At 61.7% G+C, this 20,641-nt stretch carries 21 protein-coding genes; 7 read left to right on the top strand and 14 right to left on the bottom strand.

Annotation, left to right across the window (positions count from 1 at the left end; all coding sequences use genetic code 11):
* From O3303_RS10455 to O3303_RS10470, 4 genes are read right to left on the bottom strand one after another with little or no spacing between them, the layout of a single operon-like run.
* Positions 1-480: a DUF7684 family protein gene (locus O3303_RS10455; protein ID WP_269558361.1), complete on the bottom strand. Its 480-nt coding sequence runs from the start codon at positions 478-480 to the stop codon at positions 1-3.
* An 18-nt stretch (positions 481-498) separates the two neighbouring features.
* A complete protein-coding gene (locus tag O3303_RS10460) occupies positions 499-945 on the bottom strand; it encodes a hypothetical protein (protein ID WP_269558362.1) in 447 nt (148 codons plus the stop codon).
* A 29-nt stretch (positions 946-974) separates the two neighbouring features.
* Positions 975-2,471, bottom strand: a complete 1,497-nt coding sequence (locus tag O3303_RS10465; protein WP_269558363.1) for a GH3 auxin-responsive promoter family protein — start codon at positions 2,469-2,471, stop codon at positions 975-977.
* A gap of 39 nt (positions 2,472-2,510) precedes the next feature.
* On the bottom strand, positions 2,511-3,053 hold the full coding sequence (locus O3303_RS10470; protein ID WP_269558364.1) for a hypothetical protein: 543 nt from the start codon (positions 3,051-3,053) through the stop codon (positions 2,511-2,513).
* Positions 3,054-3,163: 110 nt separating this feature from the next.
* Here O3303_RS10470 and O3303_RS10475 point away from each other — a divergent pair, with 110 nt between their 5' ends.
* Positions 3,164-3,592, top strand: a complete 429-nt coding sequence (locus O3303_RS10475; RefSeq protein ID WP_269558365.1) for an OsmC family peroxiredoxin — start codon at positions 3,164-3,166, stop codon at positions 3,590-3,592.
* 141 nt (positions 3,593-3,733) lie between these two features.
* Entirely contained in the window at positions 3,734-4,222 is a 489-nt protein-coding gene (locus O3303_RS10480; RefSeq protein WP_269558366.1) for a hypothetical protein, read from the top strand.
* A gap of 69 nt (positions 4,223-4,291) precedes the next feature.
* Here the strand turns inward: O3303_RS10480 and dnaA are convergent, their stop codons facing one another.
* The 3 genes from dnaA to O3303_RS10495 form a co-directional block, all read right to left on the bottom strand.
* A complete protein-coding gene (gene dnaA / locus O3303_RS10485; protein WP_269558367.1) occupies positions 4,292-5,788 on the bottom strand; it encodes a chromosomal replication initiator protein DnaA in 1,497 nt (498 codons plus the stop codon).
* 154 nt (positions 5,789-5,942) lie between these two features.
* Positions 5,943-6,872: a bifunctional metallophosphatase/5'-nucleotidase gene (locus O3303_RS10490; RefSeq protein WP_269558368.1), complete on the bottom strand. Its 930-nt coding sequence runs from the start codon at positions 6,870-6,872 to the stop codon at positions 5,943-5,945.
* A gap of 117 nt (positions 6,873-6,989) precedes the next feature.
* Positions 6,990-7,757, bottom strand: a complete 768-nt coding sequence (locus tag O3303_RS10495; protein WP_269558369.1) for a 5'-nucleotidase C-terminal domain-containing protein — start codon at positions 7,755-7,757, stop codon at positions 6,990-6,992.
* Between the two features lie 182 nt (positions 7,758-7,939).
* Between O3303_RS10495 and O3303_RS10500 the strand changes: the two genes are divergently transcribed.
* The 4 genes from O3303_RS10500 (at position 7,940) to O3303_RS10515 (ending at position 13,787) form a co-directional block, all read left to right on the top strand.
* Complete coding sequence (locus tag O3303_RS10500; protein ID WP_269558370.1) at positions 7,940-9,721, top strand: methylmalonyl-CoA mutase family protein; 1,782 nt, start codon at positions 7,940-7,942, stop codon at positions 9,719-9,721.
* 148 nt (positions 9,722-9,869) lie between these two features.
* Positions 9,870-11,990: a methylmalonyl-CoA mutase gene (scpA, locus tag O3303_RS10505; protein ID WP_269558371.1), complete on the top strand. Its 2,121-nt coding sequence runs from the start codon at positions 9,870-9,872 to the stop codon at positions 11,988-11,990.
* A gap of 49 nt (positions 11,991-12,039) precedes the next feature.
* Positions 12,040-13,320 carry a hypothetical protein gene (locus O3303_RS10510; RefSeq protein ID WP_269558372.1) on the top strand — a complete coding sequence of 427 codons (1,281 nt, stop codon included), beginning with the start codon at positions 12,040-12,042 and terminating at the stop codon, positions 13,318-13,320.
* Positions 13,321-13,349: 29 nt separating this feature from the next.
* A complete protein-coding gene (locus O3303_RS10515) occupies positions 13,350-13,787 on the top strand; it encodes a hypothetical protein (RefSeq protein ID WP_269558373.1) in 438 nt (145 codons plus the stop codon).
* A 145-nt stretch (positions 13,788-13,932) separates the two neighbouring features.
* Here O3303_RS10515 and O3303_RS10520 read toward each other — a convergent pair whose 3' ends face one another.
* From O3303_RS10520 to O3303_RS10530, 3 genes are all read right to left on the bottom strand, one after another.
* On the bottom strand, positions 13,933-14,331 hold the full coding sequence (locus O3303_RS10520) for a DoxX family protein (protein ID WP_269558374.1): 399 nt from the start codon (positions 14,329-14,331) through the stop codon (positions 13,933-13,935).
* A 171-nt stretch (positions 14,332-14,502) separates the two neighbouring features.
* Positions 14,503-14,991: an ankyrin repeat domain-containing protein gene (locus tag O3303_RS10525; protein ID WP_269558375.1), complete on the bottom strand. Its 489-nt coding sequence runs from the start codon at positions 14,989-14,991 to the stop codon at positions 14,503-14,505.
* Positions 14,992-15,117: 126 nt separating this feature from the next.
* Complete coding sequence (locus tag O3303_RS10530) at positions 15,118-15,858, bottom strand: J domain-containing protein (RefSeq protein WP_269558376.1); 741 nt, start codon at positions 15,856-15,858, stop codon at positions 15,118-15,120.
* Between the two features lie 139 nt (positions 15,859-15,997).
* On the opposite strand from O3303_RS10530, the gene O3303_RS10535 reads away from it, so the two are divergent.
* Positions 15,998-16,765, top strand: a complete 768-nt coding sequence (locus tag O3303_RS10535; RefSeq protein ID WP_269558377.1) for a DUF2490 domain-containing protein — start codon at positions 15,998-16,000, stop codon at positions 16,763-16,765.
* Positions 16,766-16,928: 163 nt separating this feature from the next.
* Here O3303_RS10535 and O3303_RS10540 read toward each other — a convergent pair whose 3' ends face one another.
* The 4 genes from O3303_RS10540 to O3303_RS10555 all read right to left on the bottom strand — a co-directional run bounded on the left by O3303_RS10540 (position 16,929) and on the right by O3303_RS10555 (position 20,594).
* Positions 16,929-18,095 (bottom strand): NAD(P)/FAD-dependent oxidoreductase, encoded by a 1,167-nt coding sequence (locus tag O3303_RS10540; RefSeq protein ID WP_269558378.1) that lies wholly within the window; start codon positions 18,093-18,095, stop codon positions 16,929-16,931.
* A 76-nt stretch (positions 18,096-18,171) separates the two neighbouring features.
* Complete coding sequence (locus O3303_RS10545; protein ID WP_269558379.1) at positions 18,172-18,831, bottom strand: DUF2461 domain-containing protein; 660 nt, start codon at positions 18,829-18,831, stop codon at positions 18,172-18,174.
* Between the two features lie 152 nt (positions 18,832-18,983).
* Complete coding sequence (locus O3303_RS10550) at positions 18,984-19,430, bottom strand: DUF4174 domain-containing protein (protein ID WP_269558380.1); 447 nt, start codon at positions 19,428-19,430, stop codon at positions 18,984-18,986.
* Between the two features lie 198 nt (positions 19,431-19,628).
* Positions 19,629-20,594 (bottom strand): alpha/beta hydrolase, encoded by a 966-nt coding sequence (locus tag O3303_RS10555; protein WP_269558381.1) that lies wholly within the window; start codon positions 20,592-20,594, stop codon positions 19,629-19,631.
* Between the last annotated feature and the right edge of the window lie 47 nt (positions 20,595-20,641).

A 20,641-nucleotide genomic window follows, 5' to 3' on the forward strand; every position in this document is an offset into this window, starting at 1 on the left:
TCAGGTGCCGGGCAGTAGCCAACCGGTAGCCAGCAATGGCAGCAAATCCCGAAGCCGGGCTTCCTGCTGCCGGGTGAAGTCCAAACATACAACCGTATCAATTGCTTCCGTCGCCATATTCGGGGCCAGGTTAACGGCATACCACAAGGCTTCGGCTAAATCGGGGTCGGCAGTAGTTACAGGCGCATAGTCGTAATCGAACGGAAGCTGGTGCTGTTCTTCCCATTCCAAAGCCTGCAGCACAATCTCCATATCGAAATCGTCCTCCAGCGTGGCCGCCCACTGCCCGGTGCAGCCAATGCCGGCTGGGGACCGGTGCAGACAAACAGTCAGCGCCGTATTCGGCACTTGCGCGGCTTCGTCCGCAATGGCCAGCAGTAGCCAATTGGAGTGCGGCAGCTGCGCAGCCCAGGCTTCATGAGCCGTGGACACATACTGAACACTCAGGTTGTTGACAGAGCCGAGTACCATAAGTTTCATGCGTCTACTTCCTGCAGCCTACGTTGCTTCCTGCATCATACGCTTCACTGCTGTGGTCCACTGCATATCTTTGGGCTGTACTACCACCACCCGAAAGCCGTGCCGCTCGCCTTCCAGCCGCACGCCTTCGGAATCATCTACCAGCAGGTCGAGGCCAAACGTGGGCGGGTGCTTGCTACACTGGGCCCGCACTTCCCGGTTGTGGCGCGGCTGATTGACGACACCATCCAGCCGGATGCCGTGCAGCCAGAACAGCCGCCGGATATGCCACACGCTGCGGTAAGACGTAGTATACACCCACACTTCCCACCCCTGCGCCCGACAGTAGGCCACCAATTCCATTACTCCTTGCCGCAGTCCTTCCGCACCCAGCAGACGCGCCAGCAGCGGCCAGCGGGGTTGCTCCAGCGGAAACGGGTAGTTGTTGCGGATGAGCGTATTGTCGAGGTCGAAGGCGAGGCGCATTACCAGGGATGCTATGTAAAAACGCTTCCTTACCCAACGCCCAGCAGCCCTTCCGCCAGCGTCCGGTCGTTGCTCAGGCGGGGCACTTTGTTCTGGCCGCCGAGTTTGCCCTGGCTTTTCATGTAGCGCTGGAAGGCCCCGGCCGGCAGCGGCGTGAGCAGCAGTGGGGCCAGGATGTGGCCGGCCAGCAGGTCGTCGTAGTAGGTGTTGCGCTGGCGCAGGCCCGTGTCGAGGGTGGCAGCGAAGGCGGCAGGGTTGTGGGGAGGATGGGCAAATTCCACCAGCCACTCGTGGCGGGAGGGCACGGCAGGGTCGTCGCTGACGCGGGGCGCGACGGTGAACTCCACTACTTCCGTCTCGGGATGCTGGCGCATGGCTTCGCGCAGGGTCTGCTCCACTTCTTCGCCGATAACATGCTCGCCGAAAGCCGACAGGAAGTGCTTGATGCGGCCCGACACCACCACCCGAAACGGGTACTTGCTCACGAAACGCACCGTGTCGCCGATAGAGTAGCCCCAGAGGCCGGCGTTGCTGCTCAGCACCAGCGCATACTGGCGGTCCAGCTCCACTTCGGCCAGCGTCAGGCGGGGCGGGTTAGGCTCGAAGAACCGCTCGGCCGGGATGAACTCGTAGAAGATGCCCGCGTCCAGCAGCAGCAGCAGCCCGGGGTTGCCGGGCTCGTCCTGGAAGGCCAGAAAGCCCTCGGAAGCCGGAAACAGCTCCACGCTGTCCACGGGCCTGCCGATGGTGTCGAACAGCTTTTTGCGGTAAGGTTCGAAGTTGACGCCGCCGTACACGAACAGGTCGAAGTCGGGGAATACCTCCCCCACCGGCCGGCCCGTGCGCTGCACAATCCGGTCGAAGTACATCTGCACCCAAGGCGGAATCCCCGAAATCAGCGTCATGCGCTCGGACAGGGTTTCGTCCACAATCCGGTCGAGCTTGGTTTCCCAATCCTCGATGACGTTGGTGGCGTAGCTGGGCAGCTGGTTGCGGCGCAGGTAAGCTGGCACGTGGTGGTTCACGATGCCCGACAGCCGGCCCGTGTGAATGCCGCCCACCGTTTCCAGCTCCGGCGAGCCAGACAGAAACATCAGCTTGCCGTCCAGAAACCGGCTTTTCCCGGTACGGTGCACGTAGTGGAGCAGCGCATCCCGCGCCCCGTTGATGTGGTTCGGGATACTGTCCTTGGTGAGCGGAATGTATTTGGCGCCGGACGTGGTGCCCGAGGTTTTGGCCAGGTACAGTGGCTTGCCGGGCCAGAGCACGTCGGCCTCCCCGGCCTTCACCCGCTCAAAATACGGCTTCAGGGCCTCGTAGTCGCGCACGGGCACGCGGGCGGCCAGGTCCTGGGCAGTGCGGGCCGTGGCCAGGTCATGGTCGTGGCCGAAGGCGGTGCGGGCGCCCTGCGCCAGCAGTTCGCGCAGCACCTGCTGCTGGGTGCCGATAGGGTCCTGCTGCCACTGGGCATACTGGCGGGCAACGTAGGCGGCCAGCGGCCGGCTCAGGGTGGATTTCAGGCCCATGTGGTAAGAGGCGGAAAGTAAGGCCGTAAATGTAATGCGCTACTGCGCCACTCTCTGCCAGCCTTTTTCCTTGAAGCGGGACGTATCTATAGGTACGGCAAGCTGCCATAGCCCTAACACAGGTGTGAGCTTAACGACTCGGTGCTGTGGATAACCGGTTGCAAAACCATCATCCCGGGACTGTGCCGCTATGCGAACTTCTGCGTCAGTTATGTTCCTGTATAGAATCTGCTCGTCTTGCCAGATTGCCTGATGACCAATCCAATAAAGCCCCAGGTACATCAGGGAATAGCAAAAGGCTGGTACAGTCAGGAAAGCGGCACCACCCATTAGCAAATACCGTAGGGGTGGCCACACCGTCGAAGCGCGCAAATTCAAGATCAACGCAATGGGCCATAACCAGCCCAGACCTATCTGCAGGACGTGAAACAGAATTTGAATCTCTGCGCTATCAACCAATTCAATTTTAGCGTAACTCGACAGTAATTCGATGCTCCAGAGCGTGCATCCTGTCCAGCCTAAAGCAATAATCCAACTATTGGGACGAGCGGACGAAAGCGAATCTGTAGTAGAAGACAGCATTCTTACCAAGGGTTTGCAGGCTACGAAAACGAATATAGAAACCCCAGTTAGGACTTGGCAGTATGCTAGGCATATTCAACCATATTCCTGTTTTACGAACCCCAACTCCCATGATCAACCAACGTGGCAATGCCGTCTGGAACGGCGACATCAAAGGCAGCGGCGAAGTTTCGACGCAAAGCGGCGTAGTAAAGGCTCCTTACTCGGTAGGCGCGCGCTTTGAAGGCCAGAAAGGCACCAACCCCGAAGAACTGATTGGCGCGGCCCACGCCGGCTGCTACACCATGTTCCTGACCGGCCAGCTCACCAAAGCCGGCGCTCAGGTCAAGCAGATTCGCACCGAGTCGAAAGTAACGCTCGACACCTCCGGCGACGTCCCGAAAGTGGTGAAAATCGTTCTTACCACCGAAGGCGAGGTGGAAGGCATCACGCAGGAAGAATTTCAAAAGCAGGCCGAGAATGCCAAAGAGCATTGCCCGATTTCACAGCTGCTCAAAGCCGTACCCGAAATGGAGCTGGCCTCGGCCACGCTGAAATAAGTTGGCGGTTGTTAGTTGCTAGTAAGAACAACCCTGACAGCCGACAACTCACAACTGACAACCCGTTAGCAAAACCGGTTGCGCCGCGTGCGTTGCCGGTTTTTCGCTTTCTTTGCTTTTTGTTGCGACCATCACCGATTTATGCCCACTACTTCTACCCGCATCCGGCTTCAGCCCGCCAACACTTCCCGCATCCCGTTTTGGGGGCAACTGTTCATCGGCTCACTCTGGATTGCCTACACCGTGGCGCTCATCGTCACCGACCAGGGCCTCAACGATCTGCACTTTCTGCACTACGTGTTTCTGGTGTTCAGCCTGATCTACGTGGGCTATGTGCTGGTGCATAATGCGCCGGTTTTCGGCACGCAGAGCTACCTGGAGTTCACGCCCGGCTACATCGTGCACAAGGCTGGCCTGTTCCGCGCCAAGCAGGTAATTGCAGCCGAGAACATCAGTCGGCTGGAGCTGGTGCCGCGCCAAGTGCGCGTGCACACCCACAACGACGGCACCTACGCCCTGAGTTTGCGCGAAGTGCGCGGCCGCAAGCGCCGGCGTCTGCTCATGGAGCAGCTGCGCGCTTTCGCTGCTCAGTACCAGATTCCGTTCGTGGAAGGCCCGGCCGTTGCGTAACGCCGACTATCTGCCAGCATAAAAAAAGGCTTCCCGCTGGGGAGGCCTTTTTTTGTGGTCAGGAGGCCTTTAGCGGCCGGCAAACTTCTTGCGCAGCTCCACAATCTGGCTGCGGAAGTTCTTGTCGGAGTCAATCAAATCCGACACGGTCTGCACCGAGTGGATGACGGTACTGTGGTCGCGGCCGCCGAAGTGGTGGCCGATGCTCTTGAGCGAGTGGCTGGTGTGCTCCTTAGCGAAGTACATGGCCACCTGCCGGGCCGTCACCACTTCCTTTTTGCGGGTTTTAGCTTTCAGCAAATCCAGCGGCACGCTGAAATATTCGGCGCAGGTTTTCTGGATGAAGTCGATGTTGACCTCTGCCTCCACTTCCTCGATGATGTGGCGTAGCGCCTGCTTGGCCATTTCCAGGTCGATTTCGCGGCGGTTGAGGCTGCTCTGGGCCACCAGCGAAATCAGCACGCCTTCCAACTCGCGCACGTTGGTGTTCACGGAGTGCGCCAGGTATTCCACCACCTGCGGCGGGATGTCGATGCCATCCTGCTGCATTTTGTTCTGGATGATGGCCATGCGCGTCTCGAAGTCGGGGCTTTGCAGGTCGGCGGTGAGGCCCCACTTAAAGCGGGACAGCAGCCGGTCTTCCAGCCCTACCAGGTCGCGCGGGGGGCGGTCCGAGGTCATCACAATTTGCTTGCCGGCCTGGTGCAGGTGGTTGAAGATGTGGAAGAACATCTCCTGCGTCTTGTCCTTGCCCGACAGAAACTGCACGTCGTCGAGAATCAGAATATCCACCAGCAGGTAGAAGTTCGCGAAGTCCTGCACGGCATTGGCGCGCAAACTCTCGATAAACTGGTTGGTGAACTTCTCGGCCGACACGTAGAGCACGAACTTGTCGGAGTTGGAGCTTTTGATGTGGTTGCCGATGGCCTGCACGAGGTGGGTTTTGCCCAGGCCCACGCCGCCGTACACCATCAGCGGGTTGAAGCTGGTGGTGCCGGGCTTGTTGGCCACGGCGAGGCCCGCCGAGCGCGCCAACCGGTTGCAGTCGCCCTCGATGTAGTTTTCGAAGGTGTAGCTGCCGTTGAGCTGCGAGTGCAGGTAGTTGCGGTCGATGGCCTTGCTGGCCTCGAACGGGTTGCGCAGCATAGTGGCCGACGAGGCCGGCGCCGCCGCCGCGCCCGCCACGTGCCGCGCCGACGACGACATGGGGCCGCTGGCCAGGGCCGCGGCCGGCGTAGCCACGTCGGCGGGGCCGGCGGCTTTACGGGCGGTGGGCAGGTTGAGGGTGCGGGGCTGGTTCTGGCTGTTGCCCTGGTCGACCACGATGCTGTATTCCAACCGCCCGTCGGGGCCCAGCTCCTGGTGGATGGCCCGTTTCAGCTCCTCTACGTAGTGCTCCTCCAGAAATTCGTAGAAATACGTACTCGGCACCTGAATGATGAGCACATTGTTCTGCAGATGCACCGGCATGATGGGCATGAACCACGTTCGGTAGCTCTGCTCACCAATATTCGCTTTGATGACGCGAAGGCAATTGGCCCAGACTGTACGGCAATCCTTCAGCATCAAGTAGTTAGTTACGAAATTCGGTGGTGTCTGGGCAGAATAGCAGAGGCGAGAACGGGCCCCGGAAGGGCCCGTTTTTTTCAAAGGGAGACAAAAATGTGGAAAAGTCAGGAGAGAAAAAACCGTTTTACCCCTTGTATTTGTCCGGCTTTTATCAGGCTGCCCGAATAGGCACTACAGCCGCCGCCGCAACGCTCGGGCGGCGGGTGCCGCGCTCAAACGTGTAGTCGAGGCGGCCGAGGTTGATGCCCGACCAGCCCACTTGGTTGATGAGGGTCTGGTGGCCGTTGGGGCCGGCTACCACGTCGGGCTTTTCCAGGAAGGTGTGGGTGTGCCCGCCCAGAATCAGGTCGATGCCGGGGGCGCCGGCGGCCAGCTTGAAGTCGTCGAGCCTGGCCGACTCGTACTTATAGCCCAGGTGCGAGAGACAGATAACCAGGTCGCACTTTTCGGGGCCGCGCAGCTTGGCCACCATATCCTTGGCTACCGAAATCGGGTCGAGGTATTTGGTGGCGCCGAAGTTCTTGTCGGCCACCAGCCCGGCCATTTCAATGCCGATGCCGAACACCCCGATGCGGTGGCCGGCTTTTTCGAACACCTTGTAGGGCTGAAACTTGCCGGCCAGAATTGTGTCGGAGAAGTCGTAGTTGGCAATCAGGAACGGGAAGCCGGCGTTGGGCAGCTGCTTCTGCAGGCCTTCGAGGCCGTTGTCGAAGTCGTGGTTGCCGAGAGTGCTGGCGTCGTAGGCCATCTGGGTCATGAGCTTGTACTCCACTTCGCCCTGGAAGAAGTTGAAATAGGGAGTGCCCTGCCAGATATCGCCAGAATCCAGCAGCAGCACGTTGGGCTCCTGGCCCCGGATCTGCTTGATGAGCGCGGCCCGGTGGGCCATGCCGCCCATGCCGGCCCACTGCGAGGCGTTGGCCGGGAAGGGCTCTACGCGCGAGTGCATATCGTTGGTGTGCAGAATCACCAGGCGGCCGGCTTTGGCGTCGGCGGCCACGGCCGGCAGGCTGTTCAACCCCAACAAACCCAGGCTGGCGGCTCCCAGGCCACTATTTTTCAGAAAGTCGCGACGATTCACTTGAGAGTAACTGAGTAGATGAGTAACTGAGTAGAGAGTAACTGAGTAGGTGAGTAGCTGAGTAGTCGTTCTGGTGGTCATTCGGCCGCCGGTACGACTACTCAGCTACTCCATTACTCAGTTACTCTTGACGCGGCCTTCGGCTTTGGCCTCTACCGGCTGGCCGGCTTTGGTGAGGTCCCGGATGTGGTCGATGATGGCGGTGCGCAGCAGCACGCCAGTGCCGCGGGGCTTGAGGGCTTTGAAAAACGTAAGCTGGTCGCCGCCACCGGCCAAGTAGTCGCTGATGGCGATGGTGTAGAGGCGGTCCTGAGCGGGGTCGAAGGCCTGGCCGCCGATGCGGATATCGGTGGGCTTGCCATCGGGCATGGCCGTGTAGGTGGCGCCCGATACGGCCATTTTCACGCGGGCCGCATACGTAAAGAGCTGCTGCACCACTTCGCCGGGAGCGTCCAGCACCACCAGCTCATTCTCGAACGGCATCAGCTCGAACACCGAGCCGGTGGTGATGGTGCCGGCCGGCAGCGGCGCGCGCAGGCCACCGTTGGTCATCACGCCCAGGTCCATGGCCTGGCCGGTTTCGCGGGCGGCGCGCATCCGCTGCAAATCCGCTACGAAGTTGGCCAGCGGCGACTCACCCGAGTTTTTGGTGATGGCCACCGGGGCCGTGCCCAGCACGGCGGTCATCTGCTCGGTGACGCGCTGGCGGTAGGGCGCAATGGTAGCGGCGGCCGTGGCGTCGTCGGGCAGGCTGCTGCTTACGGGCTGGGCCGTGGTGGGAGCCAGCTGGGGCCGGGCCACGTAGGTGGCTCGCTGGCAGGCAGGAAACAGAGCTACAGCCGCCAGCAGGCTAAGCGCAGCCGTCCGGGAACGAAGGAGTTGCATCAGGTCAGGAAAGAAACGGACCGCAAAGGTACTCTGCCCGCCCGACTAATCGGCCGGTGCCACCCAAGATGGTGCCGGCCCATCGGGCGCCGCCCCGGCCCGCATTATTTCCCGGCCTTTCCGGCTTGATGCGGTATCTTTAACCCGCCTGTTCCCTTCCCACTTTCTCTGTGCCTTTGGCTATGTCCGATACGCCGCATTTCGCGCCCGTCACCTTTTCGGAGTTTGAACCTGTCACGACAGCCACCTGGCAGGCCCGCATCGAGCGGGACCTGAAGGGCGCCGACCCGGCCACCCTGCGCTGGCTCACTCCCGACGGCTTCACGCTGGAGCCCTTCTATCACCGCGAAGCCCTGGACACCCTGCCCGAGCAGCCGGCCCCACAGCTACGCGCCGCCGTCGGCAACCGCTGGCGCAACGTGCCCGCCTACGCCGTACCAGCCCTCGACAACGGCCACGCCGCCATCCGGCGGGCTGCCGAGGGGCTGGCCCGCGGGGCCGAGGGTGCCCACTTCGTGCTGGCCGATGCTGCGGCTTTCGACGTGGAGTTTCTGCACGAGCAGCTCCCCCTGGCCGACACCTATATAGGCTACACGCTCACGGCCGGCCCGGCCGCGCTGGTGCGCCAGCTGCTGGAAACCGGTACGCCTTTGCTGCGCGGCTTCCTGCAATTCGACCCCATTACCAACCACCTGCCCGACCTGCCGGGCCAGCTGCGGGAGCTGCGCGAGGTGCTGCACCTCACCAAAGGCATGCCCGACTTCCGGGGCCTGACGCTGGACGTGGCCTACTACGGCAACCGCGGCGCCACGGCCTCGCAGCAGGTAGCCTTTGCGCTGGCCACCGCTGCCACCTACCTCAGCCAGCTGCCTACTGATACGCTGAGCGTGGCGGAAGTGGCGGCGGCGTTGCGGGTGCACACCGCTACCAGCCCCAACTACTTTTTCGAGCTGGCCAAGCTCCGGGCGCTGCGCCGGGTGTGGGGCACGCTCTGCCACGCCTACGGCCTGCCGCCAGAGGCCGCCCAGGTGCCGATTCTGGCCGCAACCGCCTCCTGGAGCCAGACCACTCTCGACTCCCACACCAACCTGCTGCGCGTGACCACCGAGGCCATGAGTGCCGTGCTGGGTGGGGCCGACGTGCTCAGCGTGCGCCCCTTCGATACGTTGTACGAGGCACCCAACGAGTTTTCCGACCGGCTGGCGCGCAACCTCTCGGTGCTGCTGCGCGAGGAAGCCGGCCTGGGTACCGTGGCCGACCCCGGTGCCGGCTCCTATTACCTCGAAACCCTCACCGACACGCTGGCCCGCGAGGCCTGGGCCCTGTTTCAGCGGCTGGAAGCCGACGGCGGCCTGCCCGCGGCCATGCCGCTGGCCCTGCAGGAGCTGCACCAGGCGGCGCAGCGCCAGTTCCAGCGCATCGCCAACGGCGAGCAGGTGGTGGTGGGCACCAACCGGTTTCAGAATCCCAAGGAGAAATTCAGTTTCAACCCCAAGAAGCTGTTGCGCAGCCCCGAATTCGACTCTACCCGCGCTACGTACCCGTCGGAGGTGCTGCGGCTGGCCACCAGCCTGCACTTCGAGCGGCGCGAGAAAAAGAAGAAGCGCGCCGCTGTGGTGCTGCTGGGCGCGCACACCAATCAGCTGATTGTGGAGTCGTTTCTGCGGCTGCTGCCAGCCTCCGAGCGGCCCGAGCTGTGGGAGGCGCACCCGGCGGGCACGCTGTCGGTGCTGTTTTCCTCGGCCGAAGAAGCCACGCTGATGTACGCCACGCCCGAGCAGTTCGGGCGCCTGTCGCGCTACATCTTCAACGTGCCCAACGACGTGCCTTTTGTGCCCCCGGCCCTGCTCACGGCCGACCTGGCCAACCTGCAGGAAGCCGTGCGCGTGTTCGGATTCCAGGAGTTCACCGTGCAGGGCTACAGCACCGAAGACGTGCTGGCGCGGCTGCAAGGGAAAAAATAGGTTTTTAGGTCACAGGTCCCTGTCATCCTGAGCGGAGCGAAGGACCTTATGCCACTCGAACGACCATAGTTGTTACGTCTCGTGCCAACGTGATAAGTTCCTTCGCTCCGCTCAGGATGACAGATAGCACCCACCGTCCCAATCCCAGATGAAACCCGACTTCTCGCAAATAGCCTATAACGACGCGCCGCTGCCGGCTACTCCGGCCGCTGACGCCGCTACGCTCACCCCAGAGGGCATCCAGCTCAAAAGCCACTACACCGCCCACGACGTGCAGCACCTCGACCACCTCGGGTTTGGGGCGGGGCAGGCGCCGTTTCTGCGCGGGCCGTACGCCAGCATGTACGTACAGAATCCCTGGACCATCCGGCAGTACGCGGGCTTCAGCACGGCCGAGGAAAGCAACGCCTTCTACCGCCGCAACCTGGCCGGCGGCCAGAAGGGCCTGAGCGTGGCCTTCGACCTGGCGACGCACCGCGGCTACGACTCCGACCACCCGCGGGTGGTGGGCGACGTGGGCAAGGCCGGCGTGGCCATCGACTCGGTGGAGGACATGAAGATTCTGTTCGACCAGATTCCGCTGGACCAGATGTCGGTGAGCATGACCATGAACGGGGCCGTGCTGCCGGTGCTGGCCTTCTACATTGTGGCGGCTGAGGAGCAGGGCGTGGGGCCGGAAAAGCTGGCGGGCACCATCCAGAACGACATTCTGAAGGAGTTCATGGTGCGCAACACCTACATCTACCCGCCCCTGCCGAGCATGCGCATCATTGCCGACATCTTCGCCTACACGGCGCGGCACATGCCCAAGTTCAACAGCATCAGCATCTCGGGCTACCACATGCAGGAAGCTGGCGCCACCGCCGACATCGAGCTGGCCTACACCCTGGCCGACGGCCTGGAGTACGTGCGCGCCGGCCTGGCCGCGGGCATGACCATCGACCAGTTTGCGCCCCGCCTGAGCTTTTTCTGGGCCATTGGCATGAACCACTTCATGGAAATTGCCAAGCTGCGCGCCGGCCGGATGCTGTGGGCCAAGCTGCTCCGGCAGTTCGAGCCCCAGAACCCCAAGAGCCTGGCCCTGCGCACCCACTGCCAGACCTCGGGCTACTCGCTCACCGAGCAGGACCCGTTCAACAACGTGGCCCGCACCGCCGTGGAAGCCCTGGCCGCGGCCCTAGGCGGCACCCAGAGCCTGCACACCAACGCCCTCGACGAGGCCATTGCCCTGCCCACCGACTTCTCGGCCCGCATTGCCCGCAACACCCAGCTCTACCTCCAGCACGAAACCGACATCACGCGCGTGGTAGACCCCTGGGGCGGCTCCTACTACGTGGAAACCCTGACGCACGAGCTGGCCAACAAGGCCTGGGCGCTGATGCAGGAAGTGGAAGAGCTGGGCGGCATGGCCAAGGCCATTGAAACCGGCCTGCCCAAGATGCGCATCGAGGAAGCCGCGGCCCGTAAGCAGGCCCGCATCGACTCGGGCAAGGAAATCATTGTGGGCGTGAACAAGTACCGCCCCAGCGAGGAGCAGCAGCTCGACGTGCTCGACATCGACAACGACGCCGTGCGCGAGTCGCAGATTGCGCGCCTGAAAACCATCCGCGCCACCCGCGACCAGGCCGCCGTGCAGGCCGCCCTAGAGGCCCTCACGGAATCGGCCCGCACCGGCGCCGACAACCTGCTGGCCCTGGCCGTGGTGGCTGCCCGCCACCGCGCCACACTGGGCGAGATTTCCGATGCTTTGGAGAAAGTGTACGGCCGCCACCAGGCCACCATTCGCGCCATTTCGGGCGTGTATTCGGCTGAGATGGACTACGACGAGGAGTTTGCCAAGGCCCGCGCCGCCGCCGATGCCTTTGCCGTGAAGGAAGGGCGTCGCCCGCGCATGATGGTGGCCAAAATGGGCCAGGACGGCCACGACCGGGGCGCCAAAATCATTGCCACTTCATTCGCCGACGTGGGCTTCGATGTGGACATTGCCCCCCTCTTCCAAACCCCCGACGAAGTAGCCCGCCAGGCGGCCGAAAACGACGTGCACGTGGTGGGCGTGAGCAGCCTCGCCGCCGGCCACAAAACCCTGATTCCGCAGCTGCTCCACGACCTCAAGCAGCTCGGCCGCGACGATATCCTCGTCATTGCCGGTGGCGTCATCCCGGCCCAGGATTACGACTTCCTCTACAACGCCGGCGTGGCCGGCGTCTATGGCCCCGGCACCGTCATTGCCATAGCGGCGCAGGAAATTCTGGAAAAGCTGGGGGAGTGATATTCGAGAATAATCGATAAATATTTTAATTTTTTAAATTCATTTTCAAATGACAGAAGGATCACAATTTAACATCGAGGTTGACAAGGGAAGTGATGTTTTTGACAAACTAGCATCTCTTTTCGAGAGATTTGGACTAGAGAACGAAGACAATAAACAGGATTCTAATTATCTCTTAGATTCGTTAATAGAACTTGAAAAAACATATCAAAATCTATCAGAAATAAATAACGAACGAACAACACACATATCGAATAAGATAATAAATGTACTAAATATTTATTATGTACTTCTCAGTAAATCAAACCCAAGCAACGGCTTTATAGTTTCATTCAGAAAGCAATTAACAGCACTAAACGATTTATCAATTCAATTAATTAAAGTCAAAGATGAGGAAGATAGAGAAAGAAAATTCTCGTCATTATCTAACTTAAATTCTATTAATTTAAATGTAGTATACCCATCTAAAAACAATTCCTTAAGCGAGGACATTACCTTTCACATAAATGAGTTTAGCATTAATAATATAGCAAATGAAATGATAATCAATACATACAGCCATCAATTCATTAGAGAAATTGAGAATTTTTGGAAAGACACTTCCCAAGACAACTTAAAACATGTAATTAATTGGGTTATAAAAAGTGATGACGATATATTAATTCATAAAAATTATGATATAAATAAAAATATCAATCAACCTAAAAATCAAAAATATAAAACAAAAGATTTTGAATGGAATATCGAAATAAAATTTAATAAAACAACAAATCCTGCCAACATATCATTTGTTCTATGGAGTATAAGCATTGCGTTAGGCCAGATAGAAGATGTAGAATTAGAGCTTACAGAATGGGGAATGGGAAGCAGATGGGCTAAAATAAAAGTATTCATAAAGGATATATGGGCCAAAGAAAGAGTCAAAGAAATACTAGAAAGAGGAGTCAATATTGCCGAGGCTAAGCTAGTGGAAGATAAAGCAGCAAATATTGCCAAGTTGAATACAGAAAAATCCAAAATAGAAGCAGAGATAATTGACATAAATAAAAAGACCAATCTTATTCCGAGCGAAAAACAATCAATAGAACACAGAGAAATAGATTTAGAGATAAAGAGAGAAGAATTAAGGTCAAAAAGAATAGAAAACGCAACCAAAGAGTTTGACTTAATACTCAAAGCTTCCCAAGCCTTAGCAAACGGATTAATAATGGCAGAAGATCTTGAAATAAAAATAAACGAAGCTACTTTCTTATTAAAAAATACTCAAGACGAAATATCAATGAAACGTTCAATAGATGACATAGACAATGACACAAACTCTATTAGTTAATAGAATATCAAATAGCTTCATACAAATACATGCACATCTCACCCGAAGACCAACTCGACGCCGACATTGACTACTTCGCCACCGACGAGGCCGGGCATATCCTGCACGTAGCATCCGGTGGCGGGATGCTGCCGGGGACGGTGGCGGCGGACGAGGCGGCGCTGCTGGAGCTGCACCAGTATTTCCTGACGCTGCCGGAGCCGGCGGCGGGCGGGGCGCAGGCCGCTACCGACGCGGCCGATGGCGGCTACCCCGGCGCCGCCCGCTACGCCCGCCGCGGCCTGTTCTCCTTCGCCAAAACCAACCTCCACGACCACCACGACCCACGCTACCACCTCGTGGCCCGGCCGCTGCAGCCGCTCACGGTGGCCGAGCTGCCCCCGCCACTGGCCACCCTGCTGCGCCGCACGCAGCTGCCGGGTTTTGTGGCGCAACAGGCCACCTTCGACGTTTCGAGCATTCAGTAATGCGCCCCGGCCCGCCCACCAGCGGGTCGGTTTCGTTTCCGAGGCCGAGGCCTCCGACAATACGTTCTTCGCGCCACCGCCTAAGCACAACGCCCCGATCTGTGCAGATCGGGGCGTTGTGCTTAGGCGGTGGCAGACAGAGTAGCTACACCGTGCGGTTGCGGCGCAGCAGGCCGTCGAGGCTCCAGATGCCGGGGCCGTGCGCCCAGATGTAGAGGAACACGAAGCAGTAGACCACGGCCAGCTCGCCCTGGTTGATGATGGGCAGCGGGTGCTGGCTGGCGTGGGCCATGAAGTAGGCCACGGCCATCGTGCCGCTGCTCAGGAAAGCGGCAATGCGCGTGAGCAGCCCAAAGGCCATCAGCAAGCCGCCGGCCAGCTCACTAATGCCCGCCAGTCCCATCATCGAGGCCAGCTCTACGGGTGGCTTGTCGCCGGGAAAACCGAGCAGCTTCTGGCTGCCGTGCATGGCAAACAACAGGCCCACTACAATGCGCAGGATGGCAAACGCATGAGGCGCGAAACGGGAAACGGTGTCGTTCATGATAGTGTAAGTGACGAGGTAAGGAAGAGGTGAAGTGATGAAGGAACCATATAGAACGTCGTTCCGGGCGAAGCCGGGGAATCTCGCGTGCTGATGTTGTGGTGCAGTTGCTTGCCCCACTGACGAGATTCCCCAGCTTCGCCCGGAACGACGTTCTTGGCTGCTGACCGCTTATTCCGGCAGCAGCTCCAGGGCCTGGCTGTTGTTGTGCTGCCCGGCCAGGTCGCGGGCGGATAGGCCGCGCCCGTCGCGCAGGGTGGCGTCGGCGCCGGCTTCCAGCAGCATGGTTGCCATGTCGTTGCGGCCGAACATAACAGCGTACATGAGCGCCGTGCTGGCGGTGCCGTTGCGGGCGTTGAGCTCGGCGCCGCGCCCGATGAGCAGGCCCGCAATGTCGGTGTAGCCCTTGAAGGCCACGCCCATCAGGGCGGTGTTGCCGCTGGCGTCCTGCAGGTTGGGGTCGGCACCGGCTTCGAGCAGCAGGCTTACGGCGTCGGAGTGGTTGTCGTAGGCGGCCAGCACCAGGGCCGAGAAGCCCCGGTCGTTGCGGGCATTGACGTCAACGCCCTCGGCCAGCAGCTGCTGCAGCGCGGTCAAGTCGCCACGGCGGGCAGCGTCGAACAACAGGTTTTCGGAAGCAGAGGCAGGAGAATCAGCCATTCGGAAGGAAACGTGAACTGGTGAGATGTAAAGGGGAGATACAGAAAGTCAGAAGGCAGTACGCTTATTCGGGCTTCTCGTTACCGACCTGCGCCCGCCGGCGTCTCAACTCAGCCTCCCTCCCACTCAAAAAAGCCACATCACCACCACTGTGAGCAGCCAGAGCAGACTCCCGGCTACGGCGGTGTTCACGCGTACTTCGGCCGAGCGGCCCGGCCACGCGCCCAGCGCCGCCGTGAGCAGCAGCACGACCGGCAGTGCCGCCAGCGCCCCGCCATACACCCCGGTTCCGTAGGGCTCAAACGGGGCCGCTCCTTCCGCCGACGACGGCGAGCTGACGCGCCGCACCACGCCCAGCAGCGGCGTGCGCCACACGGTCAGGAACTGGCCCTCGCGGGCGCGGGGCGCAATGCTGCTGGCCAGCCGGAACTTGGTGAGCGGCGTGCGGACATCGTAGGCCACCTGCGGATTGGCCGCCGACACGCTCACCGAAACCAGTGTGCGCCGCAGCACTAGCTCGCCGGGCAGCTCGTGCAGAGGCAAGGCGAAATCCAGGGCCAGCAGGGCGCAGAAGGCCAGCAGCGCCAGATTCAGCCAGCGGGCTGCGGGTGCGTAGCGGCGGATCAGGGCCCGGTAGCCAGCCAGGGGCGGCGCGGGCTGCTGGGCCAGCAGCTGGTCGTAGGCCCAGCGGCGGCGCGGGTCCAGCAGAATCTGCAGGCCGCCGTGGGCTTCCGTGAGCTGCTCATTCAGGGCCGGGTCGCGGGCGGCGCGCTTGCTCAGGCGGGCGTGCAGGGCGCGGTAGGCACGCTCCAGCTCCGCCGCCGGTGCCGTCGGAGGCACGCCCAGGATTCGGTAGTAATTCTGCATAACCAGCGGTAGAATAGCGTAACGGCCAACCTGCCGAAGTACGTATTTTCCAGCTGAAAATGGAAGCAGCCGACGGCTTTGGCTTATAGTAAAGCAATGGCAGCGGCATCCAGTCGGCCGGAAGTACGTTAGGCTACGCATGCGCACCTCATTTATCCTTTTCGCTTGCTCACTGCTGGCGGGCGGCCTGCTGCGGCCCGCCGCCGCCCAGGCCCAGCCAGAACCCACCGGCACCATCCAGGACCGCAACCACAACGTCTGGCTGGGCTGGTTCAGTGATGCCCGCCTGACCAAACGCTGGGGCCTGCATACCGAGTTTCAGTTGCGCCGCACCAACGGCCTGCGCGACCCGCAGCAGTATTTCTACCGGCTGGGGCTGAACTACCACGCCACCAAAAACCTCACGCTCACGCCCGGCTACGTGTACCTGCTCTCGCTGCCCTACGGCGACTTCCCCGACGCCGGCCGCACCCACGAGCGGCGCTTCTACCTGCGCGCCGATTTGCAGGACGAAATCGGGCGGCTGCAGCTCACGCACCGCTACATCCAGGATTTCCGCTGGCTGCGCAACCCCGGCGAAACCGCCTACGCGCCACGCAACTACCGCTCGCGCTACCGCCTGCAGCTGCAGTTTCCGCTCACCAAGCCCACCATTGAACCGAATACGCTCTACGCGCTGGCTTCCGACGAGGTATTTCTGGCGTATGGGCCCGGCGTGGCGCAGGTTTTCAACCAGAACCGCATCTACGCAGGCTTGGGCTACCAGTTCACGGAGGCGCTGAGTGTTGAAGCCAGCTACCTCAACCAGATTGTGCAGCACGACGACGGCGTGGTGTTCGAGCACAACCGCGCCCTGCAGCTAAGCCTCAACTTCAACCCCGATTTCCGGAAGCAGAAAGACGAGTAAGCGGCGCACAGTAGCGCGAACTTTGTAGTTCGCGTCCCCGCGCCGTTAGGGCAGTTGATACGGCGCGGGGGCGCGAACTACAAAGTTCGCGCTACTGCCCCGGCTGCGCACGCACGAAACCACTGCCTACCAGCATTCTTTAATAAGCCAGACAAAGAGGCTCCTACCCTACCAGCCGCACGAGGCGGCGCTGCAGCCAGGGCCAGGCGGCGGCCCGCACCGCCAGGTCTACCAGCCAGGCCTTGCCGGACAGCAGCTGCATCAGGCGGTAGCGGCGCGTCAGCTCCCGCCCGATCTGCTGCTCTACCTGCCGGGCGTACTCGCTCAGGAAATCTTCGTCGAAGCGGTTGGCCTGAAAGCAGCGCTGCACCTGCCCGGCGGCCAGGATGCCGCTGTGCACGGCTTTGTCGATGCCGTGGCCCTGCAGCGGGTCGATGAGGGCGGCGGCGTCGCCGCAGAGCAGCCAGCGGGGGCCGTGCACGGGCCGCCCGGAGCCGCCCAGCGGCAGCCCGAAGCCGGTAATGGGCGTTAGCAGCTCGGCGCCGGCAAAGCGCGGGGCCAGGTGCGGATGGGTGGCCAGCAGCTGCCGCAGCTCGGCCTTCAGATCAAGCCGGCGCGCCGCCACTTCCTCCGACAGCACGCCTAGGCCCACGTTGTAGCGCCCGCCGCCCACCGGAAACACCCAGCAGTAGCCCGCCCCGAACTCGCGCAGGAAGTAGAAATCCGACGTATCGGCGGGCGCATCGGCCACGCCCTGATAGTAGGCCCGCACGGCGGCGCAGTGGTGGGCGCGGTCGAGCTGCGCGGCGGCGCCCACTTGGCGGGCCACCACGGAATTGGCCCCGTCGCAGCCGATAACCAGCGCCGCCCGCAGCGGCTCCCGGCCGGCCTCGGCCAGTTGAATCGTTACGCCAGTTTCATCGGGCACAACACGCCGGATGGCACAGTTTTCCAGGATTTCGGTAGCGGTGTGGCGGCGCACCAGCGTCAGCATGGCATCGTCGAAGGGCAGGCGGGCGCAGTTGAAGGCGGGGTTGTGCCAGCGGATGCGCAGGCTGCGGCCGCCGGGGGCCAGCAGGCGGCTGTAACGGGTGTCGGTGCGGTGCGGGGCCAGCAGGGCGTGCAGCTCGGGGCCGTAGGTGGCATCGAGGCGGCTGAGGTGGCGCAGCGTGGGCCCGGGAATAGCGTCGCCGCAGACTTTATCGCGCGGGAAACGGGCCTTGTCCAGCAACGCTACGCGCAGGCCGCTGTGGCGCAGCGCCAGCGCGCACGCCGCCCCGGCCGGACCGGCGCCCACAATCACCACATCATGCGTAAACGAGCTGAGCACACGCGAAGGTAAGCGCCAGCCGCTCGTGCCGGACGGACGGCCACGCATTTTGCGCCGGCCGTCCGGCTGCTTGGCGCTACTCCACGGCTTCGCGCAGAAACTCGCAGAACGGCTGCATGGCCCGGAAAACGGCGGGCACGTAGGTATCCAGGTCGAGCTGATGCACGGTAGCATCGGGAATGTGGTGGCTCACCACAAAGCTTTTGTGCTTGAGCAGCTCCACATCAGAATGGTCGGCGGGGTAGCCGGCCGGCGCTTTTTTCAGCTTCTCGCCGCCGAGGCCGGGGAAGTAACGCCGGAACTCCGGCGCCTCCAGCAGCTGGTGCAGCACCGGCCCGTTGTAGTCGATTTCCTGCCGGATGCGGGTTAGCTGGTCTTTTTCGGGCACGTAGATGCCCCCCGCCAGCATGGTCTGGCCCTGGGGGCCCAGCTGCACGTAGTAGCCCGGCCCGGTGCCGGCCTTGCCGCCTTCCGAGAAATAGGCACTGAAGTGCGTCTTGAACGGGTCTTTGTTTTTGGAAAAGCGCACGTCGCGGTAGATGCGGAACAGGGTCTTCTTGGGCTCCAGCCCGGCCAAGCGCGGGTCGGAAACCGTCAGCTCGCGCAACCAGCCGGTCACGGCCGCTTCAAATTCGCGCCGCAACTGCTCGTAGGTGGGTTTATGGGATTGAAACCAATCCCGGTCGTTGTGACGGGCCAGCTCCGTGAGGAAGGCAAATAGCTGCGTGGTGTTCATTATTTCGGAAAGGTTGAGAGGCCGTGGGCTTGGTGTTCAGACGCCTGGTTGCGTCTCATTGTTCGCGCCATAAGACGGGCTGTTGTTCAACGATGAGACGCAATTATGCGTCTCTACATCGTGGTAGAGGCCCAAAGATTCAGGCGCCGAAGCTACGGTTGTCGGCGCATTTCCTGCTGGCGCATGGGCATGGCGTCGATGGTGGCAAACAGGCTGGCGGGCGTCAGAGGCTGTGTGGCGCGCTTCTTCACCCCGCCATCTTTCCCAATCAGTACCACGGCAAAGCCTCCCGGCGCCATACCCAGCTGCTGCGTGAGGTAGCGCGCGTCGGCGGCCGGCAGCGCACTGCCCAACAACTCCCGCACTATCAGCTGGCGGGCCTCCAGCTCGGGGGCCACGGTGCGCAGCAGCTTCTGCTGCCGGAGCAGCGCAGGGTCGGTGGCGGTGGGCGCGTAGAGCAGCAGCACACGCTGCTGCCAGCGGCTAGCTTTCACCAGGGCAGCCACGGAAGTTGGTTTGGGAGCCGTTTGGGCCGGAATGGACACGGGATATATCAGGAAAGCAGCCAGCAGGCCGATATACACAAAAGCAGGGCGCATAAAGCTAGAAGCTGTTAGCGCTGGCACATGTTTCATGGAAGCAGACAGAGGCGCTGGTCTGGCATTGGGCAAGCCGTCAGGCTGAAGCGGCTCTACATTTGGCGGGCTTCTTTGATTAGCACTGCGGTAGAGATGCTTCGGCTGCGCTCAGCATGACGTTCCGGTGAAAAGTAGCCAGACAGCTTACCGCCTCTCACTTTACGCCGGCAGCACCTGCGCCAGCCACGCAAACACGGCTTGGTAAGCCTGCTCCCGCGCCACCGGCCCCGAGAGAAACAGGTCGTGGATGCCGTCGGGAACTTCGCGCACCGTGACGTGGGAACCCAGCCGAGGCGCCAACTGCCGGATGTGCGCCACATTGAGCACGATGTCAGCGCGCTGGAAGTCATCGGACCACTGCCGGCCGACGGCGGTGCGGCTGGCGTGCAGCACCAGCACTGGCGTGGCAATGCCCAGCCCGGCCCGCACCTGCGCGTGCCCCTGCCGTATGGCCCGCAGCCAGCCTGCATTCACCCCGAACACGTGGTTGGGCTTCCAGGCCAGGTTGTAGTCCCAGTGGCCGCGGTAGGCGCGGTGCAGGCTCTGGCCGTAGCTATCGGAGAGGCCGGCCGGCACGCGCAGGTTGGGCCACACGCGCCCCAGCGCCGTAAGCAGCGGCACGCCCAGTTGCTTGATGCGAGCCTGGTGCAGCTCCAGAAACGGGCTATTGAGCACCAGCGCCGTAAACCCGGCGTTGGGGTGCGCGGCCGCATAAAGGGCCACAATCAGCCCGCCCGTAGAGTGGCCGCTAAGCACCAGCTGCTGCCCGCCCTCGGTGCGCACCACGGCCAGGGCGGCATCGAGGTCGGCGAAGTATTCGGTGAGGCTGCGCACGTTGTTGGGGTGCTGGTGCGGCAGGATGGCCCGGCCGTATTTGCGCAGATCGAGGGCATAGAAGCGGTAGCCGTGCGCGGTGTACTGGGCGGCCATTTCGGTCTGGAAGAAGTAGTCGTTGAAGCCGTGCACGTAGAGCACCGCCCGGCCCGTGGCGGGCGCGGCCGTGGCGCGCACCAGCACTGCCTGCACGGGCCCTTCGTAGTCGGGCGGCTGCGGCAGGCGGCGCTGCTCGAAATCGGGGCCCAGCGGATCGGGGGCGTAGGAGCCGGAAGGAAGAGTAGGAGCCATGCCGGCAGTACGCAAATCCTGGCCAGGCCGGCTAATAGCGCTGCGCC

The sequence above is a fragment of the Hymenobacter canadensis genome (assembly GCF_027359925.1).
Lineage (GTDB): Bacteria > Bacteroidota > Bacteroidia > Cytophagales > Hymenobacteraceae > Hymenobacter > Hymenobacter canadensis.